This window comes from Xenophilus azovorans DSM 13620, from assembly GCF_000745855.1.
Classification (GTDB): domain Bacteria; phylum Pseudomonadota; class Gammaproteobacteria; order Burkholderiales; family Burkholderiaceae_C; genus Xenophilus; species Xenophilus azovorans.
The window spans coordinates 1-20,676 of the sequence record NZ_JQKD01000057.1 but is presented as its reverse complement, the minus strand read 5'-3'; the positions used below and the strand labels follow the sequence as shown (position 1 = coordinate 20,676).

The window sequence follows — 20,676 nt, the reverse complement described above, 5'->3', positions numbered from 1 at the left end:
TCCTCATGAATCGGAATCACGCAGGCTTGGCCCCTGGCTGGAGCTGCCACCGTCGCCGCCGCGCAGCGTGTGGGCGGCGGTCGTAGCGGCATGGGTGAGCTGTTGCCTTCGATGCAGGCGCTTGGCCCAGGCGGGTTGTTCGGCAGACGGAGCCGATCCGGCAGCGTCAGGGCCGGCGGGTGCGGCGCCGGAGGCTGGCGCGTCATCGGGCCGAAAGGCCGCCGCCATGCGCTCCTTCATCGAGCGCGCCCCATCGGCCACCTTCCGCCCGGCCGCCTGCGCGCCAGTCTTGGCGACATTGCCCACGCCAGCAGCGGCACCCTTCAGGCCGCCACCGGCCGAAGCGGAGCCCGCCTGGTACGCCGACCTGGCGCTGCTGGCGGTCGATGCCATCGAGCGAGCGGCGGCGGGTGCCATGCGCGCCCCGGCCGCCACGGCACTTCCGACGCCCGTAGCCGCGGCACCGACCGCCACAGCGGTTCCGGCTGCGCCGATGGCGGCACCGGCCATCGCGCCCGCGCCGAGCTGCGGCCCGCCGGACACCAAGCCAGTTGCAATGCCCGGCCCGAAGATGCCCAGCGCCAGCAGGGACAGCGAAGCCAGCATGATGACCAGCGCCCGGTCGATCGAGGGCTCCGAGCCTGCCGGTATGTTGAACTCGGAGAACAGGCCCGAGCCAATGCCCACGATGACGGCCAGCACCAGCACCTTGATGCCCGACGACACCACGTTACCCAAGACCTTCTCGGCCAGGAACGCCGTCTTGTTCCAGAGAGCGAACGGCACCAGCACGAAGCCCGCCAGCGTGGTCAGCTTGAACTCGATCAGCGTGACGAAGAGCTGCACCGCCAACACGAAGAAGCTGACGATGATCACCAGCCACGCGAAGAACAGTACGACGATGGGCGCGAGGTGGATGAACACCTCGGGGAAGCCCGACAGCCCCTTGATCTGGTCGAGGATCGGCGCCGCTGCGTCGATACCGGCCTTGGCCAACCGTCCCGGCTGCAAGAAGTTGCCCATGCTCAGGCTGGAGCCGCTGGCCGTCAGGCCCAAGCCCGCGAAGGAGCGGAACACCACGCTGGCCAGCATGTTGAAGTTGCCGATGATGTAGGCGAAGGCACCGACGTACAGCACCTTGCGGATCAGCTTGGCGATCACGTCCTCGCCCTGGCCGGTGGCATGGCCCATCGCCCAGAACAACCCGGCGAGCGTCATGTCGATGACGATCAGCGTGGCCGTGAGAAACGCCACCTCGCCATGCAGCAGCCCAAATCCCGAGTCGATGTAGCGCGAGAACACATCGAGGAAATGGTCAATGATCGAAATGTCATTCATGGCAAGTCCTCCTGCCCAGGCGAGGCCGTTGCCACCGCATTGCGGTCCTCGGCGGGTTCATCGAAGCTGGGCGGAATCGGCGGCAGATCGGCCAGCGTCCGGTACTCATCCGGCCCGGCCAGGCCGGAGAGAAAGCGGCGCAAATCGGCCTGGGCCACCTGCGCGCAAGACGCGCCGTCGAGCTGGCCCGCCCGGCATTGCTCCTTGAGCAAGCGCAGCCGCGACGGATCTGCCGAGAGCGCATCGACCGAAGGCACCTCCTGCTGGCCGCAGCCGGCCAGCAGGAGCACAAAACCGCAGAGAGCAGGCGCGCGGGTCATGGCAGCACCCGTCAACGGCTGTAGAAATCGACGGACTGCGGCGTGTACGGCGTGCCTTCACCCAGGAAGCGCCGGTTCACCTCGCGGCCTCGCTCCACAGCGGCGGCCTGCCGCGCCAGTTCCAGCGAAGCGGCACGATCCTGGGTGATGCTCAGGCGCTGCGTCTGGATGGACTGCTTGGCCTGCAAGGCCAGAAGCTGGTTCATGGCCTGCATCGCCTGCAAAGCGCCCACGGCCGACTGGCTCTTGCCCACGAGGTCGGCCAGCACGCCTTCGTCGTCGCTCAGGTTCTGCGACGCCTGGGCCTGCATCTGCATGGTGGTCTGCAGGCCGCTGAGCGTGTTCTTCCAACGCTCCTGCGCGTCGCGGTACATCTGATTGCCGCTGACGGTGGCGGCGTACTGCTCCGGGTACAGGCGCTGGAACTCCCGATCCAGATTGGTCACGTCATAGGCCAGGCCCTTGGCCTGCGCGATCAGCCGCTGCGTGGTCGCCAGGTTGGCGCGCAACTGGCCCACTACGCTGGACGGCAGGCTGGCGAGGTTGCGCGCCTGGTTGATGAGCATCTGCGCTTCGTGCTGGAGCTGCTTGATCTGGTTGTTGATCTGCTCCAGCGTGCGGATCGCGGTCAGCGTGTTCTGCACGAGGTTCGTAGGGTCGATCACGACCCATTGCGCCTGCACGGCGGTAGCGGTGCAAAGCATGGCCGCGACGGCGGCGGCGAGAAGACGCTTCTTCATGATGGGTTCTCCTTGGGGTGGGTGGACGGGAACGAGGACAGCAGTTCGGCCGCCCAATGCAGGCCGCGGTGGCGCAGCCAGGCGGCTGCGAACGGGGTGGATGCAGATGTAGCGGCGAGCACCGCGTCGATGTCGCGCTGGTCTTGCGGCGTGGAAGCACCCGCGAAGGCCAAGGTCGCGGCGCCCAGGTCGAGGTCGAACAGGCGGTTGCCGAGACGGGATTGGTAGTAGTAGTCGCGCTTGGGCTGCGCGGTGGCGACGATTTCGATCTGGCGCGAGTTCAGCCCGAAGCCTTCGTAGATAGCCCTGATCTGCGGCTCGGTCGCCTGCGGGTTGGGCAGGAAGATGCGGCTGGCGCAGCTCTCGATGATGGCCGGCGCGATGCTCGAATCCTTGATGTCGGCGAGGCTCTGCGTGGCGAAGATGACGCTGACGTTCTTCTTGCGCAGCGTCTTGAGCCACTGGCGGATGCGGGCCGCGAACACCGGGTCATCGAGAAACAGCCACGCCTCATCGAGGATCAGCAGCGTGGGCGCACCGTCAAAGCGTTCATCGAACCGGGCAAAGAGGTAGTGCAGCACGGCCATGACGGCGGCCTTGCTGTGCATCAGCTCTTCCATCTCGAAGCACTGCACGGCGCCGGAACCCAGGCGATCCGAATCCGCATCCAGCAGCTTGCCGTGGGCGCCGCCGAGCACGTAGGGCGCGAGCGCCTGGCGCAGCGCGTTCGATTGCAGCAGCACCGACAGGCCGGTCATCGTGCGCTGCTCCAGCGGAGCACCGGCGAGGCTGCCGAGCGCCGACCAGATGGCAGCCTTCTCCTCCGGGCCGACGGTCACGCCTTCATGCCGCAAGCGGCCTTCGATCCACTCGGCGGCCCAGGTTCGATAACCCTCGCGGTCGATGCGGGCCAAGGGCTGGAATGCGATCTCGCCATCCATACCGAGGTCGTAGTGCTCGCCGCCCAGGCCCAGCACCGTTGCCCGGATGGAGCGGCCCATGTCGAACGCGAGGATGCGCGATCCGCGATAGCGCCGGAACTGCATCGCCAAGGTGGCGAGCAGCACCGACTTGCCCATGCCGGTCGGCCCCGCGACCAGCGTGTGGCCCACGTCGCCGATGTGCGTCACCAGCCGGAACGGTGTCGCGCCGTCGGTGCGCGTCACGATCAGCGGCGGGCCGTTGAGATGGTTATTGCGCTCGGGGCCGGCCCATACCGCCGACACCGGCATCAGGTGCGCCAAGTTCAGCGTCGAGACGATGGGCTGGCGCACGTTGGCGTAGGCATGGCCGGGAATGGACGACAGCCAGGCATCCACCGCGTTCAAGGCCTCGGGCATCGTCACGAAGCCCCGGCCCTGGATGACCCGCTCCACCATGCGCAGCTTCTCGTCGGCCTTCGCCGGGTCGGCATCGAGCACCGTCACCGTGGTGGTGACATACCCGAAGGCCACCTGATCGCTGCCCAGTTCCTGCAAGGCCGCGTCCGCATCGGCCGATTTGTTGCTGGCGTCGGTATCGACCAGCGGGGTTTCCTGCTGGAAGATGGTTTCGCGCAGCAGCGCGATCACGTTCTTGCGCTTGGCGAACCACTGGCGGCGCAGGCGGGACAGCTCCTTTTCCGCATCGGCTTTGTCCATGCAGAGGAACCGGGTGGACCAGCGATAGCCAAAGCCGAGGCGGTTGAGGTCATCCAGAATCCCCGGCCAAGTCGAGGTCGGGAAGCCACGCACCGACACCACGCGCAGGTGCTGGCCGCCCAGCATGGGCGCCAGGCCACCGACCAGCGCGGAGTCGGTCAGCAGCGCATCGATGTGGAAAGGCACTTCAGGCACGCCGACGCGATAGCGCCGCGTCGAGATGGTGGCGTGCAGGAAGGTCAGCGTCTGGCTGTCGTCCAGCCACGCGATTTCCGGCATCACGCCATCGAGCAGGTCGAAGATGCGATCGGTTTCCGCGACGAAGGCCGTCAGGCGCTCGCGCCAGTCCACGCCTTCGGTGGGCCGGTTCTCGTACAGCATCCCGGCCGCGCGGGCGCGTGATTCCTCGGGCGGCAGGTACACCAGCGTCAGGTGGTAGCCGCTCTCGAAGTGGTTGCCCGAGTCCTCGAACGTAGCGCGGCGTTCCTCGTCCACCAGCCACGACAACGGCTCGGGAAACTCCGAGTGCGGATAGTCGGCTGCGGGCCGGCGCTCGGCTTCGATGAACAGCGCCCAGCCCGAACCCATACGACGCAGCGCGTTGTTCAAGCGCGCCGACGTGGCAATCAGTTCGCCTTGCGTTGCGCTATCGAGGTCAGGCCCGCGAAACCGGGCCGTGCGCTGGAAACTGCCGTCCTTGTTCAAGACGACGCCCGGTGCGATCAGCCCGGCCCAGGGCAACCAGTCGGCGAGCAAGGCCGGGCGCTGGCGATATTCGGCAAGGTTCAGCATGGCATCACCTCACACGTCCAGCAGCGGCCGGTGCTTGATGTGCCGCGCGAACACGGCCATGAACTGCGGATCGACACGCGCACCCCAGACCGCCAGCGAATGGCCGACGATCCAAAGCACCAGCCCAGGAATCCACATCTGCAAGCCCAGGCCCACGGCAGCGGCCAAGGTGCCGTTGGTGATGGCCACGGTGCGCGGAGCGCCGCCCATCAGGATCGGCTCGGTCAGAGACCGATGTAGCGGCACCTCGAAGCCGGGTATTCCATCGTGTGGGCCGTTCATACGACGGCCCCACCGGAGAAGCTGAAGAACGACAGGAAGAAGCTCGAAGCGGCGAACGCGATGGACAGGCCAAACACGATCTGGATCAGCTTGCGGAACCCGCCCGAGGTATCGCCGAAGGCCAGCGCCAAGCCCGTGGCGATGATGATGATGACCGCGACGATGCGCGCCACCGGCCCCTGGATGGATTCGAGGATGGATTGCAGCGGCCCTTCCCAGGGCATCGAGGAACCCGCGGCCTGCGCGGTGCCTGCGAGCAGCAACATCAGCGCCGCGAGCATCAAGCCCTGCATGGCCGGGCGAGCCAGGCCATCCAGCCGTGCGGGCCGAGGAAGCGGATTTGCGGAAATACGGAAAGCATCAGCGTGCGTCATGGAAGTTCTCCAGAGTGGTCAGGGGACAGGGAGGAAAGGTCGGACTGCGGCAGCAGCTCCGGGAATGGAGCCTCCAGCGCATCCGCCAGTTGGTAGCCCACGCCATCGAAGCCGACGACGCGGGCGATGCTCTCGATGCGGCGCTTGCGTCCGCGCCCGGCGATGTGGATCACCACGTTGACCGCTTCCGCGATCAGCGCACGGGGCGGGTTCACCGCCACTTCGAGAATCAGTTGCTCCAGGCGCAGCAGTGCGCCCAGTACGGAGCCGGCGTGGATGGTGGCGATGCCGCCCGGATGGCCAGTGCCCCAGACTTTGATGAGATCCAATGCCTCGGCGCCACGCACCTCGCCGACGACGACACGATCCGGGCGCAGGCGCATCGAAGATCGCACCAGCTCGGTCATGGACACCACGCCCTGGCGTGTGCGCAGCGGCACGTGGTCGCGGGCCGCGCATTGCAGCTCCACCGTGTCTTCGAGCACCAATACGCGGTCGCCCGTGGCGGCGATCTCGGCCAATAGCGCATTGGCCAAGGTGGTCTTGCCGGTACTCGTCCCGCCGGCGATCAGGATGTTCTGGCGTTCGCGCACGGCGCGCACCAGCAAGCCCGCCTGCGCGGCGGTCATCATTTCGTCCTCGATGTAGCGCGACAGCGGGATCACGCCAAAGGCGCGCTTGCGCAACGCAAAGGCCGGCCCCGGCGCAGCGGGCGGCAGGATGCCCTCGAAGCGTTCGCCCGTCTCGGGCAGTTCCGCCGTCAACAGTGGCTGGCCGCGGTGGACTTCCGCGCCGACGTGGGCCGCGACCAGCCGGATGATTCGTTCGCCGTCGGCCTCGGACAGCTCCACACCCATCGGCGCGCGACCCGACGAAAGCCGGTCGATCCACAAGGTGCGATCCGGGTTGAGCATGATTTCCACCACGTCCGGGTCTTCCAGCGCGGCGGCGATCAGCGGCCCCATCGCCGTGCGCAGCATCAGGATGCGGCGATCCAGTGAAACGGCGGTGAAGGAAGGAACGGCGCTCATGACGCGCGCTCCTGCGCGTCGTCCATGCGTGCCGGGTCTGGATGCAGTTCTTCCACCACGTCCCGCACCAGACTGCGACCGCGCAGCAAATGCCGCCCGAGTTGTTCGACGAACTGCTCGAAGCGCGCCTTGCCCTGGGCGCGCGCTGCGTCCTGATGCGCTTCGGGCACGGGCGTGCTCACCGTGAGGAAGTAGCGGATGAACAGTGCCAGCGTTTCGATCTGGATGTTCTGGTCGCGTTCCATGCGCTCGGCGTGCCGTGACAGGCGATCCAGCCGCTTGGCAATCGCCGCCTCGCGCTGGTCGGCAGCATCAGGCGACAACCACGACGCCAAGGCGGCGGCGACGATGCTGGACTTGGATACGCCTTTCTTGGCGGCCAGTTCGTCGAGCCGCTTGCCATGCTCCGGCTGGATGAACACGTTGAGGCGGTGTTGGGTCATAGGTCGATTCCGTCGTCAGGGTCGAGGGAAGCCAGCCGGGCCGTGCGCTGCATGGTTGGGTCGAGCTGGCGAGGAAGGGGAAGCGGCAAGTCGTCGTCATCGAGCAGCCCAAGGTCGGCCGCAGGCGCGGCCAGCTCGGGGTCGTAGGCGGCGGTTTCGGAGAGTTCGGGCTGGCGACGCGGGCCGCCGTCATCGGCGCTGCCAAGGTCGCCAACGGTCTCCGCGACGAGAGATGCCGGCACCGCAGGAATTGCCAGCCCGCTCCAGTTATCGGCGCGGGCCGGCGGCGCGTCGGCGTACTGCCCGTCCGCCAGCGTGGGCGGCGGCAGCAAGCGATGCTTGAAATTGCTGTCCGCGTAGTAGCGCAGCTTCTTCGCCTTGATCGGCGCCACGCTGGACACCATCACCACCGCCTCGTCGGGCGGAAGCTGCATGACTTCGCCCGGCGTCAGCAGCGGGCGCGCGGTTTCCTGGCGCGACACCATCAGGTGGCCCAGCCACGGCGCCAGCCGGTGGCCCGCGTAGTTGCGCTGCGCGCGCAGCTCGGTGGCCGTGCCCAGCGTCTCGGAGATGCGTTTGGCGGTGCGTTCGTCGTTCGTGGCGAACGTCACACGCACATGGCAGTTGTCGAGGATAGAGTGGTTCTGCCCATACGCCTTGTCGATCTGGTTGAGCGATTGCGCGATGAGGAAGCTACGGATGCCGTAGCCCGCCATGAAGGCCAGCGCCGTCTCGAAGAAGTCCAGGCGCCCGAGCGCCGGGAACTCGTCGAGCATCAGCAGCAGCTTGTGGCGTCGCTCGATGCCGTCGGAGCCATCCAGCGATTCGGTGAGGCGCCGCCCGATCTGGTTGAGGATCAGGCGAATGAGCGGCTTCGTCCGCGAAATGTCCGAAGGCGGCACCACCAGATACAGCGACACCGGATGCTCGGCTGCGATCAGGTCGGCAATGCGCCAATCGCACCGCGACGTGACTTCGGCCACCGTGGGATCGCGGTACAGGCCCAGGAACGACATGGCCGTGGACAGCACGCCCGAGCGTTCGTTGTCCGACTTGTTGAGCACTTCGCGCGCCGCCGAAGCGACGACAGGATGCGGCCCATCGCCCAAGTGCGGCGTGGTCATCATCCGGTGCAGGGTCAGCTCGAACGGGCTGGCCGGGTCGGAGAGAAAGTTGGCGACGCCGCGCAGCGTCTTGTCCTCGCCCGCGTAGAGCACATGCAGGATGGCGCCGACCAACAGCGCGTGGCTGGTCTTTTCCCAATGGTTGCGCTTCTCCAGCGCGCCTTCGGGATCGACCAGAATGTCCGCGATGTTCTGCACGTCGCGCACTTCATACGCGCCGCGCCGCACCTCCAGCAGCGGGTTGTAGGCGGCCGACTTCGCATCGGTCGGGTTGAACAGCAGGCAATGCGAGAAGCGCGAACGCCAGCCTGCGGTGATCTGCCAGTTCTCGCCCTTGATGTCGTGGATGACGGCGGATGCAGGCCAGGAAAGCAGTGTCGGCACCACTAGGCCGACGCCTTTGCCGCTGCGCGTGGGCGCAAAGGTCAGGACGTGCTCCGGCCCCTCATGTCGCAGGTACTGGCGATCGTGCTGGCCGAGGAACACGCCGGCCGGTTGCGTGAGGCCGGCCTTGCGAATGTCATCCGCGTTCGCCCAGCGGGCCGAGCCGTAGGTCGTGACCAGGCGCGACTGGCGCGAGCGCCATATCGACATGCCGATGGCGACCACCACCGCCAGCAAGCCGCTGCCGCCCGCGATGGCGCCGCCGGTGTCGAACACGCGCGGCGCGTAGGCGTCGAAGACGAACCACCACTCGAACAGCCGCCACGGGTGATAGACCGGCGTACCGAAGAAATCGAACCAGGGCGAGCCAAGGCGTAGCTGATAGCCCAGGGCGGCGGCTGTCCATTGCGTGGCGCTCCACACCCCAGCGATCACGATGCCGAACACCACGGCAATCTGACCGAACAGCACGTTCGTTCCCTGCATCATCCAGCCTCCGATCGCAGCACAGGCATGTGCCGCCCTCGTGAGGATCAGTGCCGCTGGGCGTGCCGGTCAAAGACCGTTATCGGCATGTTGATGCCGCAAAAAGCATGGTTTCCGGCAGGGAAGAACTGGGGCGAAAGACCGCCACAACGGGCGCGCTGCTGCGCAGCGCGCAAAAAGGCGCAGGCACGCGCAGGTGCGTTGCGGCAAACCGACCATCAGAACTTCGGCGGTTCCTTCGGCGGCGTATAAGGCACCTTGCCGTCACCCAGGAAACGCCGGTTCGTCGCTTCGGCCACTCGGTTGCACAGCACGTCGCCCATCGTCGGACGATCCGTCTTGCACTGCTGGCGCAGTTCTCGCAAACGCACGGGGTCAGCAGCCAGTTGCTCCACGCTGGGCACGGCGGCGGGCTTGGACGGCTCAGACTTGCCGCAGGCGACCAGCAGAACTGCTAGCGACGACATAGCGATGATCTTGGATAGGTTCATGGCTTGAATCCTCCGAAGTGAAACGGGGCCAATGGCTAAGCGTCTCCCGGTACCAGGGCTTCGACCCGCTCGATAAAGCGGGCTAGCGCCTGCGACGGCTCGGCGTCGCGGCGCAGCAGATAGGTGGTGAGCATGGGCGACTTTCCCGCGAGCGGTCGGCCCACCACGCCCGGCTCGTGGCTGGAAGCGATGTGCGCGGCGCCTGCGAGCCCCAGCGCCAAGCCGGCCGACACGAAAGTCATCATCACGTCGAACGTGGCGACGTACTGTTCGATCAAGGGCTCCCGGTCCTGCTTGCGCAGGATGCGGTCGATCTGCTTGGCATGGCCTTCGCAAACTGCCGGGTCGCCCAGCACCAGGGGATGTTGCAGCACTTCATCCAGCGGTACCCGCCTGTGGGCCAGTAGTTCATGGCGCGCGGGCATGGCGACCATCAGCTCATCCTCCCAGGCGGGTTCGATGATGATGCCGTCGCCCACCTCGTCGGCCATCGAGAAGCCCGCGTCGTATAGATCGTCACGCAGGCCGCTGAGCTGCTGGGCCAGCGGCACCTCGAACAGGCGGATCTCGATCTCCGGGTCTTCCTCGCGGCAGCGCGCCAGCAGTGCCGGCAGGCGCGAGGGGCTGATGCCGTCGGACAGCGCCACGCGCAACCGGCCGTGAAAGCCATTGGCCGCTGCCTTCACGCTCTCACGCGCTTGGTCCAGCGCCAACAGCACGCGAGGCGCGTTCTCCATCAGCAGCTTGCCCGCAAGCGTCAGGCGCGTGCTGCGGCTGGTACGCACGAACAGTTGTGCGCCCAATTCTTCTTCCAATTCCCTGATGGCGCGCGACAGTGGTGACTGTTCGATATGCAGCCGCTCCGCAGCGCGGGCGAAGTGCAGCTCCTCAGCAACGGCCAGAAAGTACCGAAGGTGACGGAATTCCATGAGTCGATGTCCCTGTAAAGCTTGAAGGAGTCTGTCGTGGTGCCGTAACGGCGTTCATCGCTGTTCCTTTCAAGCGGTTACGCCCTCATGTGCGGGCTCTGCCGTGACATCCTCTTCTTGCTCGTCCGGGCGATGGGCCAGCCGATACAGAATCGGTAGCACCAGCAGCGTCAGCACGGTGGAAGACAAGATGCCTCCGATCACTACGGTAGCCAGGGGGCGTTGCACTTCCGCGCCTGTTCCCGTGGCAATCGCCATCGGGATGAAACCCAGCGACGCCACTAGGGCTGTCATCAGCACCGGCCGCAAGCGTGTCAGCGCGCCCTCGCGGATGGCTTCATCCAGCGGTGTTCCGTCCTCGCGCAACCCGCGGATGTAGGAAATCATCACTAGGCCATTGAGCACGGCCACACCTGACAGCGCGATGAAGCCCACGGCAGCGGAAATCGACAGAGGAATGTCGCGCAGCCACAGCGCCAAGATGCCGCCGGTCAGCGCGAACGGAATGCCAGTAAAGACCAGCAAGCCGTCCTTGACATTGCCGAACATGGCGAACAACAGCAGGAACACCAGCAGCAGCGACACCGGCACGACGATCTGCAAACGCTGCGTGGCTGATTGCAGATTCTCGAAAGTACCGCCCCAACTCGTCCAGTAGCCCGTGGGAATCTTGACCTGTGCCAGCGCCGCCTCGGCGTCGGCCACGAATGAGCCCACGTCACGGCCGCGCACGTTGGCGCTCACCACGATGCGGCGCTTGCCGTTTTCGCGGCTGACCTGGTTGGGGCCGGGTGCCAGCTCGAAGCTCGCCACCTCGGCCAATTGGATGAAGTTCGTCCGTCCTTCGGCACTGCCGGTCCCACCCGTTCCGCGCGGCAGCGGAATCGGCAGGCGCTTCATGCTGTCCAGGTCGTTGCGCAAGGACTCCGGCAGGCGAACCAGGATGTCGAAGCGGCGGTCGCCCTCGAACAGGGTGCCAGCCTCACGCCCGCCGATGGCGGTGGCCACGGCATCTTGGATGTCGGCCACGTTAAGCCCATAGCGCGAGGCTTTTTGGCGGTCGATATTCACGGTCAGCATGGGCAAACCGGTGGTTTGCTCCACCTTGACCTCGGACGCGCCGGGAATCTTCTGCAACATGGACGAGATCTCTTCACCCGTCTTATTCAGGACATCCATGTCGTCGCCAAAAATCTTCACCGCCACATCGCTGCGAACCCCTGAAATGAGTTCGTTGAAGCGCAATTGGATAGGCTGCGAGAACTCGTAGTTGTTGCCCGGCACCTTGCCCACGACATCCTGAATGGCCGCCAGCAATTCGTCGCGCGACTTGCGCGGCTCCGGCCACTCGGACACCGGCTTGAGCATGATGTAGCCGTCGGAAATGTTCGGCGGCATGGGGTCGGACGCGATTTCAGCCGTGCCGGTGCGCGCGAAAACGCGGTCGATCTCGGGGAACTTAGCCTTCAGCGTCGCTTCCAGGCGCTGCTGCATCGCGACCGATTGCGATAGGCTGGTGCCAGGAATGCGCAGGGCCTGGATGGCGAAATCGCCTTCGTTCAGGCTGGGCACGAACTCGCTGCCCATACGGGTGGCGATCAGGCCGCACAGCACCACTGCCACGGCGGCTGCCGTGAGCACCACCGCTTTAGCCGTCATCACGCGATCCAGCAGCGGGCCATACCAGCGCTTGGCCTGCACGACCAGGAAGTTCTCTGTCTCGCTGACCCGGTGGCCGATGAATAGGGCGACCGCTGCCGGAATGAAAGTCACCGACAGGATCATGGCCCCCACCAGCGCGGCCACCACCGTGAACGCCATCGGGTGGAACATCTTCCCTTCCACCCCCGTCAGGGCGAAGATGGGCAGGTAGACCACCATGATGATGAGTTGCCCGAACAGCAGCGCGCGGCGTGATTCCTTCGATGCCAGGAACACCTCGTGAAAGCGTTCCGCCCGCGTCAACGGTCTGCCGTAGTGCGCCTGTGCATGGGCCAAGCGTCGCACGCAGTTCTCGACGATCACCACCGCTCCGTCGATGATGATGCCGAAGTCCAGCGCCCCGAGGCTCATCAGGTTGGCGCTCACCTTGTAATGCACCATGCCAGTGAAGGTGAACAGCATCGACAAGGGAATCACCGTCGCCGTGATGATGGCCGCGCGGATATTGCCCAGGAACAGGAACAGGATCACGATCACCAGGATCGCGCCTTCCAGCAGATTCTTCTTCACCGTGGCGATGGCCTTGTCCACCAGCACAGTGCGGTCGTAGACCGTCACCGCATGCACGCCCTCGGGCAAGCTGCGGTTGATCTCCACCATCTTCTTGTCCACGGCCTGCGAAACCGTACGGCTGTTCTGGCCGATGAGCATGAACACAGTGCCCAGCACCACCTCGCGGCCGTTGTCCGTGGCCGCGCCGGTGCGCAGTTCACGCCCCAGCCCCACGTCCGCCACGTCACGCACCCGTATCGGCACGCCGCCCGCACTGCTGAGGATAACGTTGCCAATGTCCTCCAGGGTCTTGACTTGCCCAGGCGCACGGATCAGGTACTGTTCGCCGCGCTTCTCGATATAGCCCGCACCCACGTTGCCGTTGTTGCGATCCAGTGCCGTCACGATGTCTTGCAGGGTAACGCCGAGCGAAGCCAAGCGAGCGGGTATAGGTGCGATCTGATACTCCTTGGCATAACCGCCAATCGAGTTGATTTCAGTCACACCGGGCACGTTGCGCAACTGCGGCTTGATGATCCAATCCTGAATCTCGCGCAGGTCTGTTGCCGTGTAGGGCATGCCGTCGGGTTTCTTCGCACCGTCCTTCGCCTCGACCGTCCACAGGTAAATCTCCCCCAGGCCGGTGGAGATCGGCCCCAGCGCAGGTGTGATGCCGACCGGCAATTTATCCCGTGCTTCCTGGATGCGCTCATTGACCAACTGGCGCGCAAAGTAAATGTCGGTGCCGTCCTCGAAGATCACGGTCACTTGCGAGAGGCCATAGCGCGAAAGAGAGCGGGTTTGCTCCAGGTTGGGCAGGCCCGCCATCACGGTTTCAATGGGGTAGGTCACCCGTTGCTCGGTCTCCAACGGTGAATAGCCCGGCGCCTGGGTATTGATCTGCACTTGGACGTTGGTGATGTCCGGCACGGCGTCGATGGGCAACTTCTGGTAGCTGAACACGCCGACGGCGGCCATGCCAATGGCAGCTAACAGCACTAGCCATCGGTGCTCGATGGCCGCGCGAATAAGTTTTTCAAACATGGGCGTAGCTCCGGCATCAATGGGTGTGCTCGGCAGAGGCTTTGCCGAGTTCAGACTTCACGACGAAACTGCCTGCGGCCGCATATGCCGCACCTGCTTGAAGACCTTGCAGTACCTCGACCCGCTTGCCATCGCTGCGGCCCAACTGCACAGGCTGGGCCACAAAGCCGTCCTTCACCTTGACGAAAACGACCGGCTTGTCCCCCACGCTCTGAATAGCGTCGCTAGCCACGCTGACTGTCACGGCGGTTTCGGACGCAATCACTTCCACATTGACGAACAGGCCGGGACGCCACGCGCCCTGGGGATTGGCCAAGACCACACGAGCCTTGGCCATGCGGGTTTGTTCGCCGATCAGCGCACCCACGAAAGTGATGGTCCCTTGCGCGCTGGCATCGAATGCCGTGGCTTTGATGCTGACCTTTTCACCCACTCTGACCAGCGGCAAATCCTTGGCGGGCACGTTGATCTCTGCCCAGACCTGGCCCAGGTCGGACACCGTGAACACGGCGGCGTCTTCCTTGACGGCCTCGCCCAGGCTGAGGTGCTTTTCAATCACCATGCCATCGAAGGGCGCACGCAGCTCGAAGCGGTTCAGCCCGCCCGAGGAACCTGGGGCCAAGCCCACGGCCGACAGCTTCTGCTGCGCGTTGGCTACGGCGACCTGCGCCTCGTTCAGCGCCTGGCCGGCTTGCAGGTAGTCCTGCTCGGCGGAAATCTTCTGTTCCCACAGCCGCTTCTCGCGTTCAAAAGTTGTCTGGGCCAAGGCCAGCCGCTTTTGCGCCGTCTGCAACTCGCTGCGCTGCTCGGATGCGGCAGGGCTGGCGATAACGGCGAGCACCTGCCCCTTCTTGACCGTTTGCCCCAAACTGGCCTGCACACTTTCGACAACACCCGCAATGCGCGGAACAACGTGCGAGGTGCGGTCTTCATTCAGCCTAATCTCACCCGGCAATTGCAGGGCAGACTTGATGCTTGCAGCCCCTGCGGTGTCAATGCCGATGGATGCAGCCTTGATTTGCGCATCGCTGAGTTCGACTTTTCCTTCCTCCTGGCTGAAGCTGAACGTGAAAGGCGCGTTGGCCGTCTGAGCCACGATGCTGATCTCGAACGCATGAGGTTCCGGGACAATCTCTCGACTCAACAGGCTGTCCTTGTCGGGAGTGAAGTTGAGCGCCTGCTTTTCCCCAGTCAGGCGTGTAACGGTAGCGCTAACCTTGGCGGCGCTGCTGGCTAGCGCCTTTTCCCTTTCGTAGAGCCAGATTCGCAGGCGTGGTTCGCCGCCGTCCTCAGCGAGTAAGGCTTCCAATCCGAAGTCCCCTTCTTTGAACAGCTTGCCGCCATGCGGCCCCTTGCTTGACCCCTCGTGGTGCTCGCCGTCCGCATGGCCTTTGTCGTCCTCGTGGGAGTCTGCGCCCGTCTTGCCATGATGCTCACCATCACTGTGGGCCTTGGCTTCCACGTGGCTGCCGTGACCCTCACCCTCAGCGCTCTTATCCGTCTTGCCGCCGAGAATGGCGCTGCCCAGTCCTATGCCCACTGCGGCGATCACGGCGATGGCAAACCACTGCTTCTTGCTGACGTTCAGTTTGTTCGTTTCGGGTTTCATGTTCATTCCTTGTTTGCAGGCAGGGTGGTCGTGGATTCGGATGCGCCGATCACGCGATCCATGTCCGCCGCCGCGCGGTGCGCATCGGCGAGCGCCTTGAGGTATTGGGACTTGGCGGCAAAGTAGGTGCGTTGCGCGTCCAGCACTTCCAGAAAGTTGAACTTGCCGTAACCAAAGCCCACGGTGGCCGCGTCATAGGCGCTCTTGGCCCCTGGCAGCACCTCTCGCTGCAATACGTCGATCTCGCCGCGAACCGACGCCAGCCGCTCGCGGGCTTGCAACACCTCTGTGCTGAGGCGCAGATTCAACGCCTGAAGTTCATCCCTCGCCTTGTCTTCACGCTTCAACGCTTCCAGCAGATTGCCCTGATTGCGGTCGAACAAAGGCAGCGGCACGGAAATGCCGAGCATTAACTGATTGCGCGCTAACTCGTTCGGACGCTTCACGCCCAGGCTGACCGTGACATCGGGCGTCTGCTTGCTGCGCTCCACGTCGGCCAGCGACCGGCGACGTTCGATCTCCAACTGCGCCCGGCGCAGTGCCGAAGAGGCCGACAGGCGCTGCTGGATGTCATCCAGCGAAGGGACGTTGGGAAGATCATCCACGCTGCCCGCTACCTGGGTGAAACGCGGCGGGTTGGCCCCGAGCAAACTAGCCAGCCGCGCGCGGGCACTGCGTTGTTCGCTCTGCGCCTGTGCCAGTTCAACCCGCACGCCGGCTTCGGCCACCCGAGCCTTGGTTTCTTCGACCGGGGACACCTTGCCCGCCGTCACGCGCTTGGCAACGGCATCCGTCGCTTGCCTGGCCAGGTCAACGCTGTCCTGGGCTAAGGCCGTGCGATCCTGGGCGGCCAGCGCCTCAAAGAAGGCGGCAACCACAGCGGCGCGAATTTCGACGCGCCGCGTGTTCAGTTCTTCAACTGCGACGTCACGCCCTCGCTCTGCCGCGGCAATGCGGGCAGCGCGCTTGCCCCCCAGCTCGATGGGCAGATTGATCTGGACGCTTTGCGTGCGGGTTGGCGTGCGTTGGTCTTCGAGCGAGTACGCCAGCTCGGGATTAGGACGTACTCGTCCCTGAATTACCTGGCCCTCCACGGCCTCGATCTCCCGTTGGGCGACAGTCAGGTCAAGATTCGCCTCCAAAGCCAGCGCGACGGCCTTTTGCAGGGTCAGGGGCGTTGCTGCTTCAATCTGCTCTACGCCGTTGGCGCTCTGCCCAAGAGCTGGTGCCGTCGGCAATAACTGAGCGAAAGCCGTCCCCGTCATGAGCGCAAGGAGCAAGCCTGCCGCAACCGCCCTCGCGTTGTAATTGTGAATATCCTTCAGCATCCGATTCTCCAGTGATTTGAAATACACAAGGGAATCGGCGGGGGGCAATCCAGATGATCGCCAGCAACGTCATCACATCAGCCGCGCGAAGCCGGCTGGATACCGTAGCGCGCCATGCGCGACGGCAGGGGCGAGGACGAAGGGAAAGGAACGCGCTCCCCGCCGATCAGGCGAGGACACGCCACTGAGGGCGCTCTAAACGTTCAGGTGGAGGCGCAGCAAGGTGCTCCGGGGGATACCCCGTAACCAGGGACGGGCTGACTGGCGACGCCAGCTTCACATCCCCTGACAAGACCGAGAAGCACCCGGCATGACAGGACGCGCAATCAGGATCGCCACCCAGGGTCTTGGCCGGATCAGGGCTGGCATCCTTGCCGTCGGCCGCCTTGTGCTGATGCGCATGGTGGCCGAAGTGCTTGGCCGCAGCTCCGGTTTCATGCTGGCAATAACTGGCCACTGCCGCCCAACTGAATTGAAGCGGCAAGAACACCAGCAAGACGAGGGCCAGCCATTTGCGCATAGGGGTAACAGTGTAGCAGTACAGGCTTTACTTTGCCACTCCTCGCTGCTTGGGTTTTCTCAGAGCCCCGTGCGCGTAGCGTGCCTCCTCTCAGGTTCATCCTGCATCAAATCAGAGCCGCTTCGATATTCGGCGAGTTGTGGCCGCTTTGACGACTGGGGCGACACGAGGGGGCGCCACAGCGCAGGGTACGGGCAGCAGCAGGTCAACCGCCGGAGTACATTTCGAGCCGCGCACGTCGAGCTTCTGGTGATTCGCTGCGCATCTCATCGAGAACCTGCTGGCGCGTCTTCGGCGCTTCGGAACTCTTGATGGGCAACGGTGCTCCACGTTGCAGTATCGCCAGCGTACCGTCCTTACGGGCGGCCTCGACTTCGGCCATCACCTGGGCGCGTGTCTTGGTACTCTGGAAGTGATCCGGGTGGTACGTGAAGCCCTCCTCGGTGGGGGCCGGGTGCCACATCGAACTGGCCTGGGCCGTCAGGGGGAGTGCCGTAGCCAGGATGATCGCCTTCAAGGCAGCAAGATGGGTCAGTTTCATTTCATGGTCCTTTCCATTGCTAAGTGCAGATAATCGATATGCCCGAAGGCATGAGGACAATGTAAGAACCGGCACAGAACGGGAGTAAAACGTGCAGATGACAATTTGGACAGGTTGCGAGAGGCCGCAGCGGGAACGCTGCGCATGAAGCTGCTGATCGTTGAAGACGAAGCCAAGCTCGCGGACTATCTTCGCAAGGGTCTCTCTGAAGAGGGCTATGTGATCGATGTGGCTGCCAACGGCATTGATGGCCTCCACATGGCCTCCCACGGCCACTACGACCTGATCGTCCTCGACACCATGCTGCCGGGCATTGATGGCTTCGGCTTGCTGGCCGCGCTGCGGCAGAGCAAGCAGACGCCGGTGATCATGTTGACGGCCCGCCATCGCATCGAGGATCGCGTACGCGGACTGAAGGCGGGAGCGGACGACTACCTCGTTAAGCCGTTCGCCTTTTCCGAACTGGTGGCACGCATTGAGGTGCTGCTGCGCCGCGCTGCTGGTACTGCACCCGCGCCTGATGCGCTGGTGCTGTGCCTTGGGGACTTGCAAGTGGACCTGGCGAGGCGGCGCGCTACTCGGGCCGGCCAGCGCATCGACCTGTCCGCAAAGGAGTTCCAACTGCTGACGCTGCTCTTGCGCCGCAAGGGCGAGGTTCTGTCACGTACTGAAATCGCGGAGCAAGTATGGGACGTGAACTTCGATCACGGTACCAACGTGATCGACGTCGCTGTGCGTCGCCTTCGGAGCAAGCTCGACCTGCCCTTCGAGCGCCCACTGCTGCACACCGTCCGTGGCATGGGCTACGTACTCGAAGATCGGCAACCGTGAGACCCAGGCGTGCCGGATCGCTGGGGCGGCGGCTTGCCCGCTGGCTCGCACTTCTCACCCTGGTCGGGCTGGCCTTGACCTGTCTGGGCATTTACACCGTCACCGCACTGAGCTTCAAAGAGCGGCAGATGGACACGCTGCGGCAACAGCAGATCCAGGTGAACCATCTCATTGCTGAGGCAGCAGGGTTGGGAAGCGGTACGCTTGCACACAAGCTTGACGATGGCATGGTCGGCCGACAGGACATGAAATTGATCCTGACCCGTGCCGACGGCAGCGTCATCTATGCCAGCGCCGGCATTCCAGTGCATCACCGCGTGATCGACATGCGATTCGAGGCTACGACCGGCACTCCCCCCATCCAGGCGGTGCTGAGTCTTGATGTCAGCGAGGACGATCGTGTGCTAGAGCGTCTAGCCCGCACGCTCGTCGCCGCCGCACTCGCTGGCGCAGTGGTGATTGCTGTTGGCGGATTTACGCTGGTGCAGATCGGGCTGCGTCCAGTGCGCGACCTCTCGGCTCAGATCCAGGCGCTGGAGGCCGATACTCTGCACCGGCTTCTGGATGGCTCCGCTCAACCCGACGAACTGGCTCCGCTGGTGGCCCACGTCAACGAATTGCTGAAGCGTCTGCACAAAGCCTACGAACAACTGGAAGCCTTCAATGCTGACGTTGCGCATGAACTGTTCACGCCGTTGGCGACGTTGATGGGGGGCACCGAAGTCGCTTTGCGCAAAGCACGCGATGCCGACACGCTGCGGGATGTGTTGGGCTCGCACCTCGAAGATATCCAGCGCATGTCGATGATCGTGCAGGACATGCTCTTCTTGTCGCAAGCCGACCGAGGAGCTGAAGCCCGCCGCGAGCATGTCGCCAGTCTGGCCGGCGTTGCGCGCGCGGTGGTGGAATTGCACGAGGCGGCCATTGAGGAAGCCGGGCTGAAAGTTCGTATCAATGGTGATGCCACTGGCTTGGCCGACGTGCGCCTATTGCAGCGCGCATTGTCCAACCTGATCGGCAACGCAACCCGGCACGCGCATCCGCACAGCACCGTTGTCGTGCAAATCGACCGACTGGATGGTGAGATCGCCCTGCGGGTGATGAACGAAGGGCCGACGATCTCAGCCGAGCATTTGCCCAATCTGTTCAACCGCTTCTACCGGGCAGATGCAGCGCGGTCGGATGCCGCCCGCAATCATGGACTGGGCTTGGCCATCGTGGCCGCCATCGCCCGCATGCACGGAGGGCGGACTATGGTCGATTCGAGCAACGGCGTCACATCTATCGGGCTCGCGGTGCCTACCCCGAACACGCAATAGTTCAACGGGTCGCGCCCTACCAACAGGCTGGCCTACTAGCCAATTACTTCTTCTAGCAGGAGAAGCGCCAGAAAGCCGACAAAGAACATCGCCGTCACCCAGGGACGATCTGGCGTTTCGTGCGCTTCGACCAACAGTTCTTCGGTCACGAGGTAGAGCAACGCAATCAGACCAAACGCGAAGAAGCCAGTCAGAAGAGGGTTGGGCAACAGCGCCACCGGCGCTCCAAGCAAGGCCCCGATCGGCAGCAAGAGCACGAGCGCGGACGTAATCCAAATGACCTTGGCACGAGAACGAACGCTCTCGCCGAGTTCCGTCGCCACCGTCAATCCCAGGAACAGAACCTCAATGGTCAGGGCGATGGTCAGAAGCAAGCCGACCTTTGGGCCAGCCGCAAACCCGATACCAAGCACCAAGCCATCAATCAGGATGTCGATGCCGATCACGGTCAGGAGACCGGCTGGCCCCTTCGCCAATGCTTCCAGATGCTTCACCAGCAGCATGGTGGCGACGCCGATTCCGCCGTCGATCATCGTCGCCAAAGGTGAGGCGCGGTGCATGATGTCGGGCAAAATTTCGCCGGCCGCCGCCGCGAACACGACGCCAGCGGCAAAGTGCTGAATCGCACTGACCAGTGTTGGCCCCGGCCGCACGTTCACCGCGACCGTAGCTCCGATGATGGCGGCCGCTGCCGGAATCAAGGTGTAGATCCAGGCCGAGATCACCATGATTCAAGTTACTGCGTTGCCGCACTGAGCGCAGAATTTCGCGCCGATGGGAATGACGCTACTGCACTTCTTAGGAAGGTCTGAACAAGTCCACCGATCATGCCGCGGCGCGTTGAATAGCGCAAAGGAGCCTGCGCGAATGAGCCAGATCAGTTTTGCGGACGCGGA

General features: G+C 64.3%; 19 protein-coding genes. 2 read left to right on the top strand and 17 right to left on the bottom strand.

Annotation, left to right across the window (positions count from 1 at the left end; all coding sequences use genetic code 11):
* Nucleotides 1-3: 3 nt before the first annotated feature.
* From trbL to Q392_RS22655, 16 genes are all read right to left on the bottom strand, one after another.
* Nucleotides 4-1,338 (bottom strand): P-type conjugative transfer protein TrbL, encoded by a 1,335-nt coding sequence (gene trbL / locus Q392_RS22725; RefSeq protein WP_038212405.1) that lies wholly within the window; start codon nt 1,336-1,338, stop codon nt 4-6.
* Nucleotides 1,335-1,658, bottom strand: a complete 324-nt coding sequence (locus Q392_RS22720) for an EexN family lipoprotein (RefSeq protein ID WP_038212403.1) — start codon at nt 1,656-1,658, stop codon at nt 1,335-1,337. Before Q392_RS22720 ends, trbL begins: the two co-directional genes overlap by 4 nt.
* Before the next feature lie 11 nt (nt 1,659-1,669).
* Nucleotides 1,670-2,398, bottom strand: coding sequence for a P-type conjugative transfer protein TrbJ (gene trbJ / locus Q392_RS22715; RefSeq protein WP_038212401.1), 729 nt, complete (start codon nt 2,396-2,398; stop codon nt 1,670-1,672).
* A complete protein-coding gene (gene trbE, locus Q392_RS22710) occupies nt 2,395-4,830 on the bottom strand; it encodes a conjugal transfer protein TrbE (RefSeq protein ID WP_038212397.1) in 2,436 nt (811 codons plus the stop codon). The genes trbJ and trbE overlap by 4 nt, the downstream gene beginning before the upstream one ends.
* Before the next feature lie 9 nt (nt 4,831-4,839).
* A complete protein-coding gene (locus Q392_RS22705; protein ID WP_011806061.1) occupies nt 4,840-5,112 on the bottom strand; it encodes a VirB3 family type IV secretion system protein in 273 nt (90 codons plus the stop codon).
* A complete protein-coding gene (locus tag Q392_RS22700) occupies nt 5,109-5,486 on the bottom strand; it encodes a TrbC/VirB2 family type IV secretion system protein (protein WP_011806062.1) in 378 nt (125 codons plus the stop codon). Before Q392_RS22700 ends, Q392_RS22705 begins: the two co-directional genes overlap by 4 nt.
* Nucleotides 5,483-6,517 (bottom strand): P-type conjugative transfer ATPase TrbB, encoded by a 1,035-nt coding sequence (gene trbB / locus Q392_RS22695; RefSeq protein WP_011806063.1) that lies wholly within the window; start codon nt 6,515-6,517, stop codon nt 5,483-5,485. Before trbB ends, Q392_RS22700 begins: the two co-directional genes overlap by 4 nt.
* Complete coding sequence (locus Q392_RS22690) at nt 6,514-6,960, bottom strand: CopG family transcriptional regulator (protein ID WP_011806064.1); 447 nt, start codon at nt 6,958-6,960, stop codon at nt 6,514-6,516. Before Q392_RS22690 ends, trbB begins: the two co-directional genes overlap by 4 nt.
* Complete coding sequence (locus tag Q392_RS22685) at nt 6,957-8,954, bottom strand: conjugal transfer protein TraG (protein WP_038212430.1); 1,998 nt, start codon at nt 8,952-8,954, stop codon at nt 6,957-6,959. Before Q392_RS22685 ends, Q392_RS22690 begins: the two co-directional genes overlap by 4 nt.
* Nucleotides 8,955-9,172: 218 nt before the next feature.
* A complete protein-coding gene (locus tag Q392_RS22680; RefSeq protein ID WP_038212385.1) occupies nt 9,173-9,445 on the bottom strand; it encodes an EexN family lipoprotein in 273 nt (90 codons plus the stop codon).
* Between the two features lie 35 nt (nt 9,446-9,480).
* A complete protein-coding gene (locus Q392_RS22675; protein ID WP_038212384.1) occupies nt 9,481-10,374 on the bottom strand; it encodes a LysR family transcriptional regulator in 894 nt (297 codons plus the stop codon).
* 69 nt (nt 10,375-10,443) lie between these two features.
* Complete coding sequence (locus tag Q392_RS22670; RefSeq protein WP_038212380.1) at nt 10,444-13,632, bottom strand: CusA/CzcA family heavy metal efflux RND transporter; 3,189 nt, start codon at nt 13,630-13,632, stop codon at nt 10,444-10,446.
* A 16-nt stretch (nt 13,633-13,648) separates the two neighbouring features.
* Nucleotides 13,649-15,241 carry an efflux RND transporter periplasmic adaptor subunit gene (locus Q392_RS22665; RefSeq protein WP_038212377.1) on the bottom strand — a complete coding sequence of 531 codons (1,593 nt, stop codon included), beginning with the start codon at nt 15,239-15,241 and terminating at the stop codon, nt 13,649-13,651.
* Between the two features lie 2 nt (nt 15,242-15,243).
* Complete coding sequence (locus Q392_RS22660; protein WP_038212374.1) at nt 15,244-16,569, bottom strand: TolC family protein; 1,326 nt, start codon at nt 16,567-16,569, stop codon at nt 15,244-15,246.
* 166 nt (nt 16,570-16,735) lie between these two features.
* Nucleotides 16,736-17,089, bottom strand: a complete 354-nt coding sequence (locus tag Q392_RS32205) for a hypothetical protein (RefSeq protein ID WP_084217330.1) — start codon at nt 17,087-17,089, stop codon at nt 16,736-16,738.
* 205 nt (nt 17,090-17,294) lie between these two features.
* Nucleotides 17,295-17,630 (bottom strand): DUF4148 domain-containing protein, encoded by a 336-nt coding sequence (locus tag Q392_RS22655; protein WP_038212372.1) that lies wholly within the window; start codon nt 17,628-17,630, stop codon nt 17,295-17,297.
* Between the two features lie 144 nt (nt 17,631-17,774).
* On the opposite strand from Q392_RS22655, the gene Q392_RS22650 reads away from it, so the two are divergent.
* Together Q392_RS22650 and Q392_RS22645 are read left to right on the top strand one after the other, a co-directional pair.
* Nucleotides 17,775-18,461, top strand: a complete 687-nt coding sequence (locus Q392_RS22650) for a heavy metal response regulator transcription factor (protein ID WP_038212369.1) — start codon at nt 17,775-17,777, stop codon at nt 18,459-18,461.
* Nucleotides 18,462-18,589: 128 nt separating this feature from the next.
* Nucleotides 18,590-19,780: a heavy metal sensor histidine kinase gene (locus Q392_RS22645; RefSeq protein WP_038212367.1), complete on the top strand. Its 1,191-nt coding sequence runs from the start codon at nt 18,590-18,592 to the stop codon at nt 19,778-19,780.
* Between the two features lie 35 nt (nt 19,781-19,815).
* Here Q392_RS22645 and Q392_RS22640 read toward each other — a convergent pair whose 3' ends face one another.
* Entirely contained in the window at nt 19,816-20,508 is a 693-nt protein-coding gene (locus tag Q392_RS22640; protein WP_038212364.1) for a ZIP family metal transporter, read from the bottom strand.
* Between the last annotated feature and the right edge of the window lie 168 nt (nt 20,509-20,676).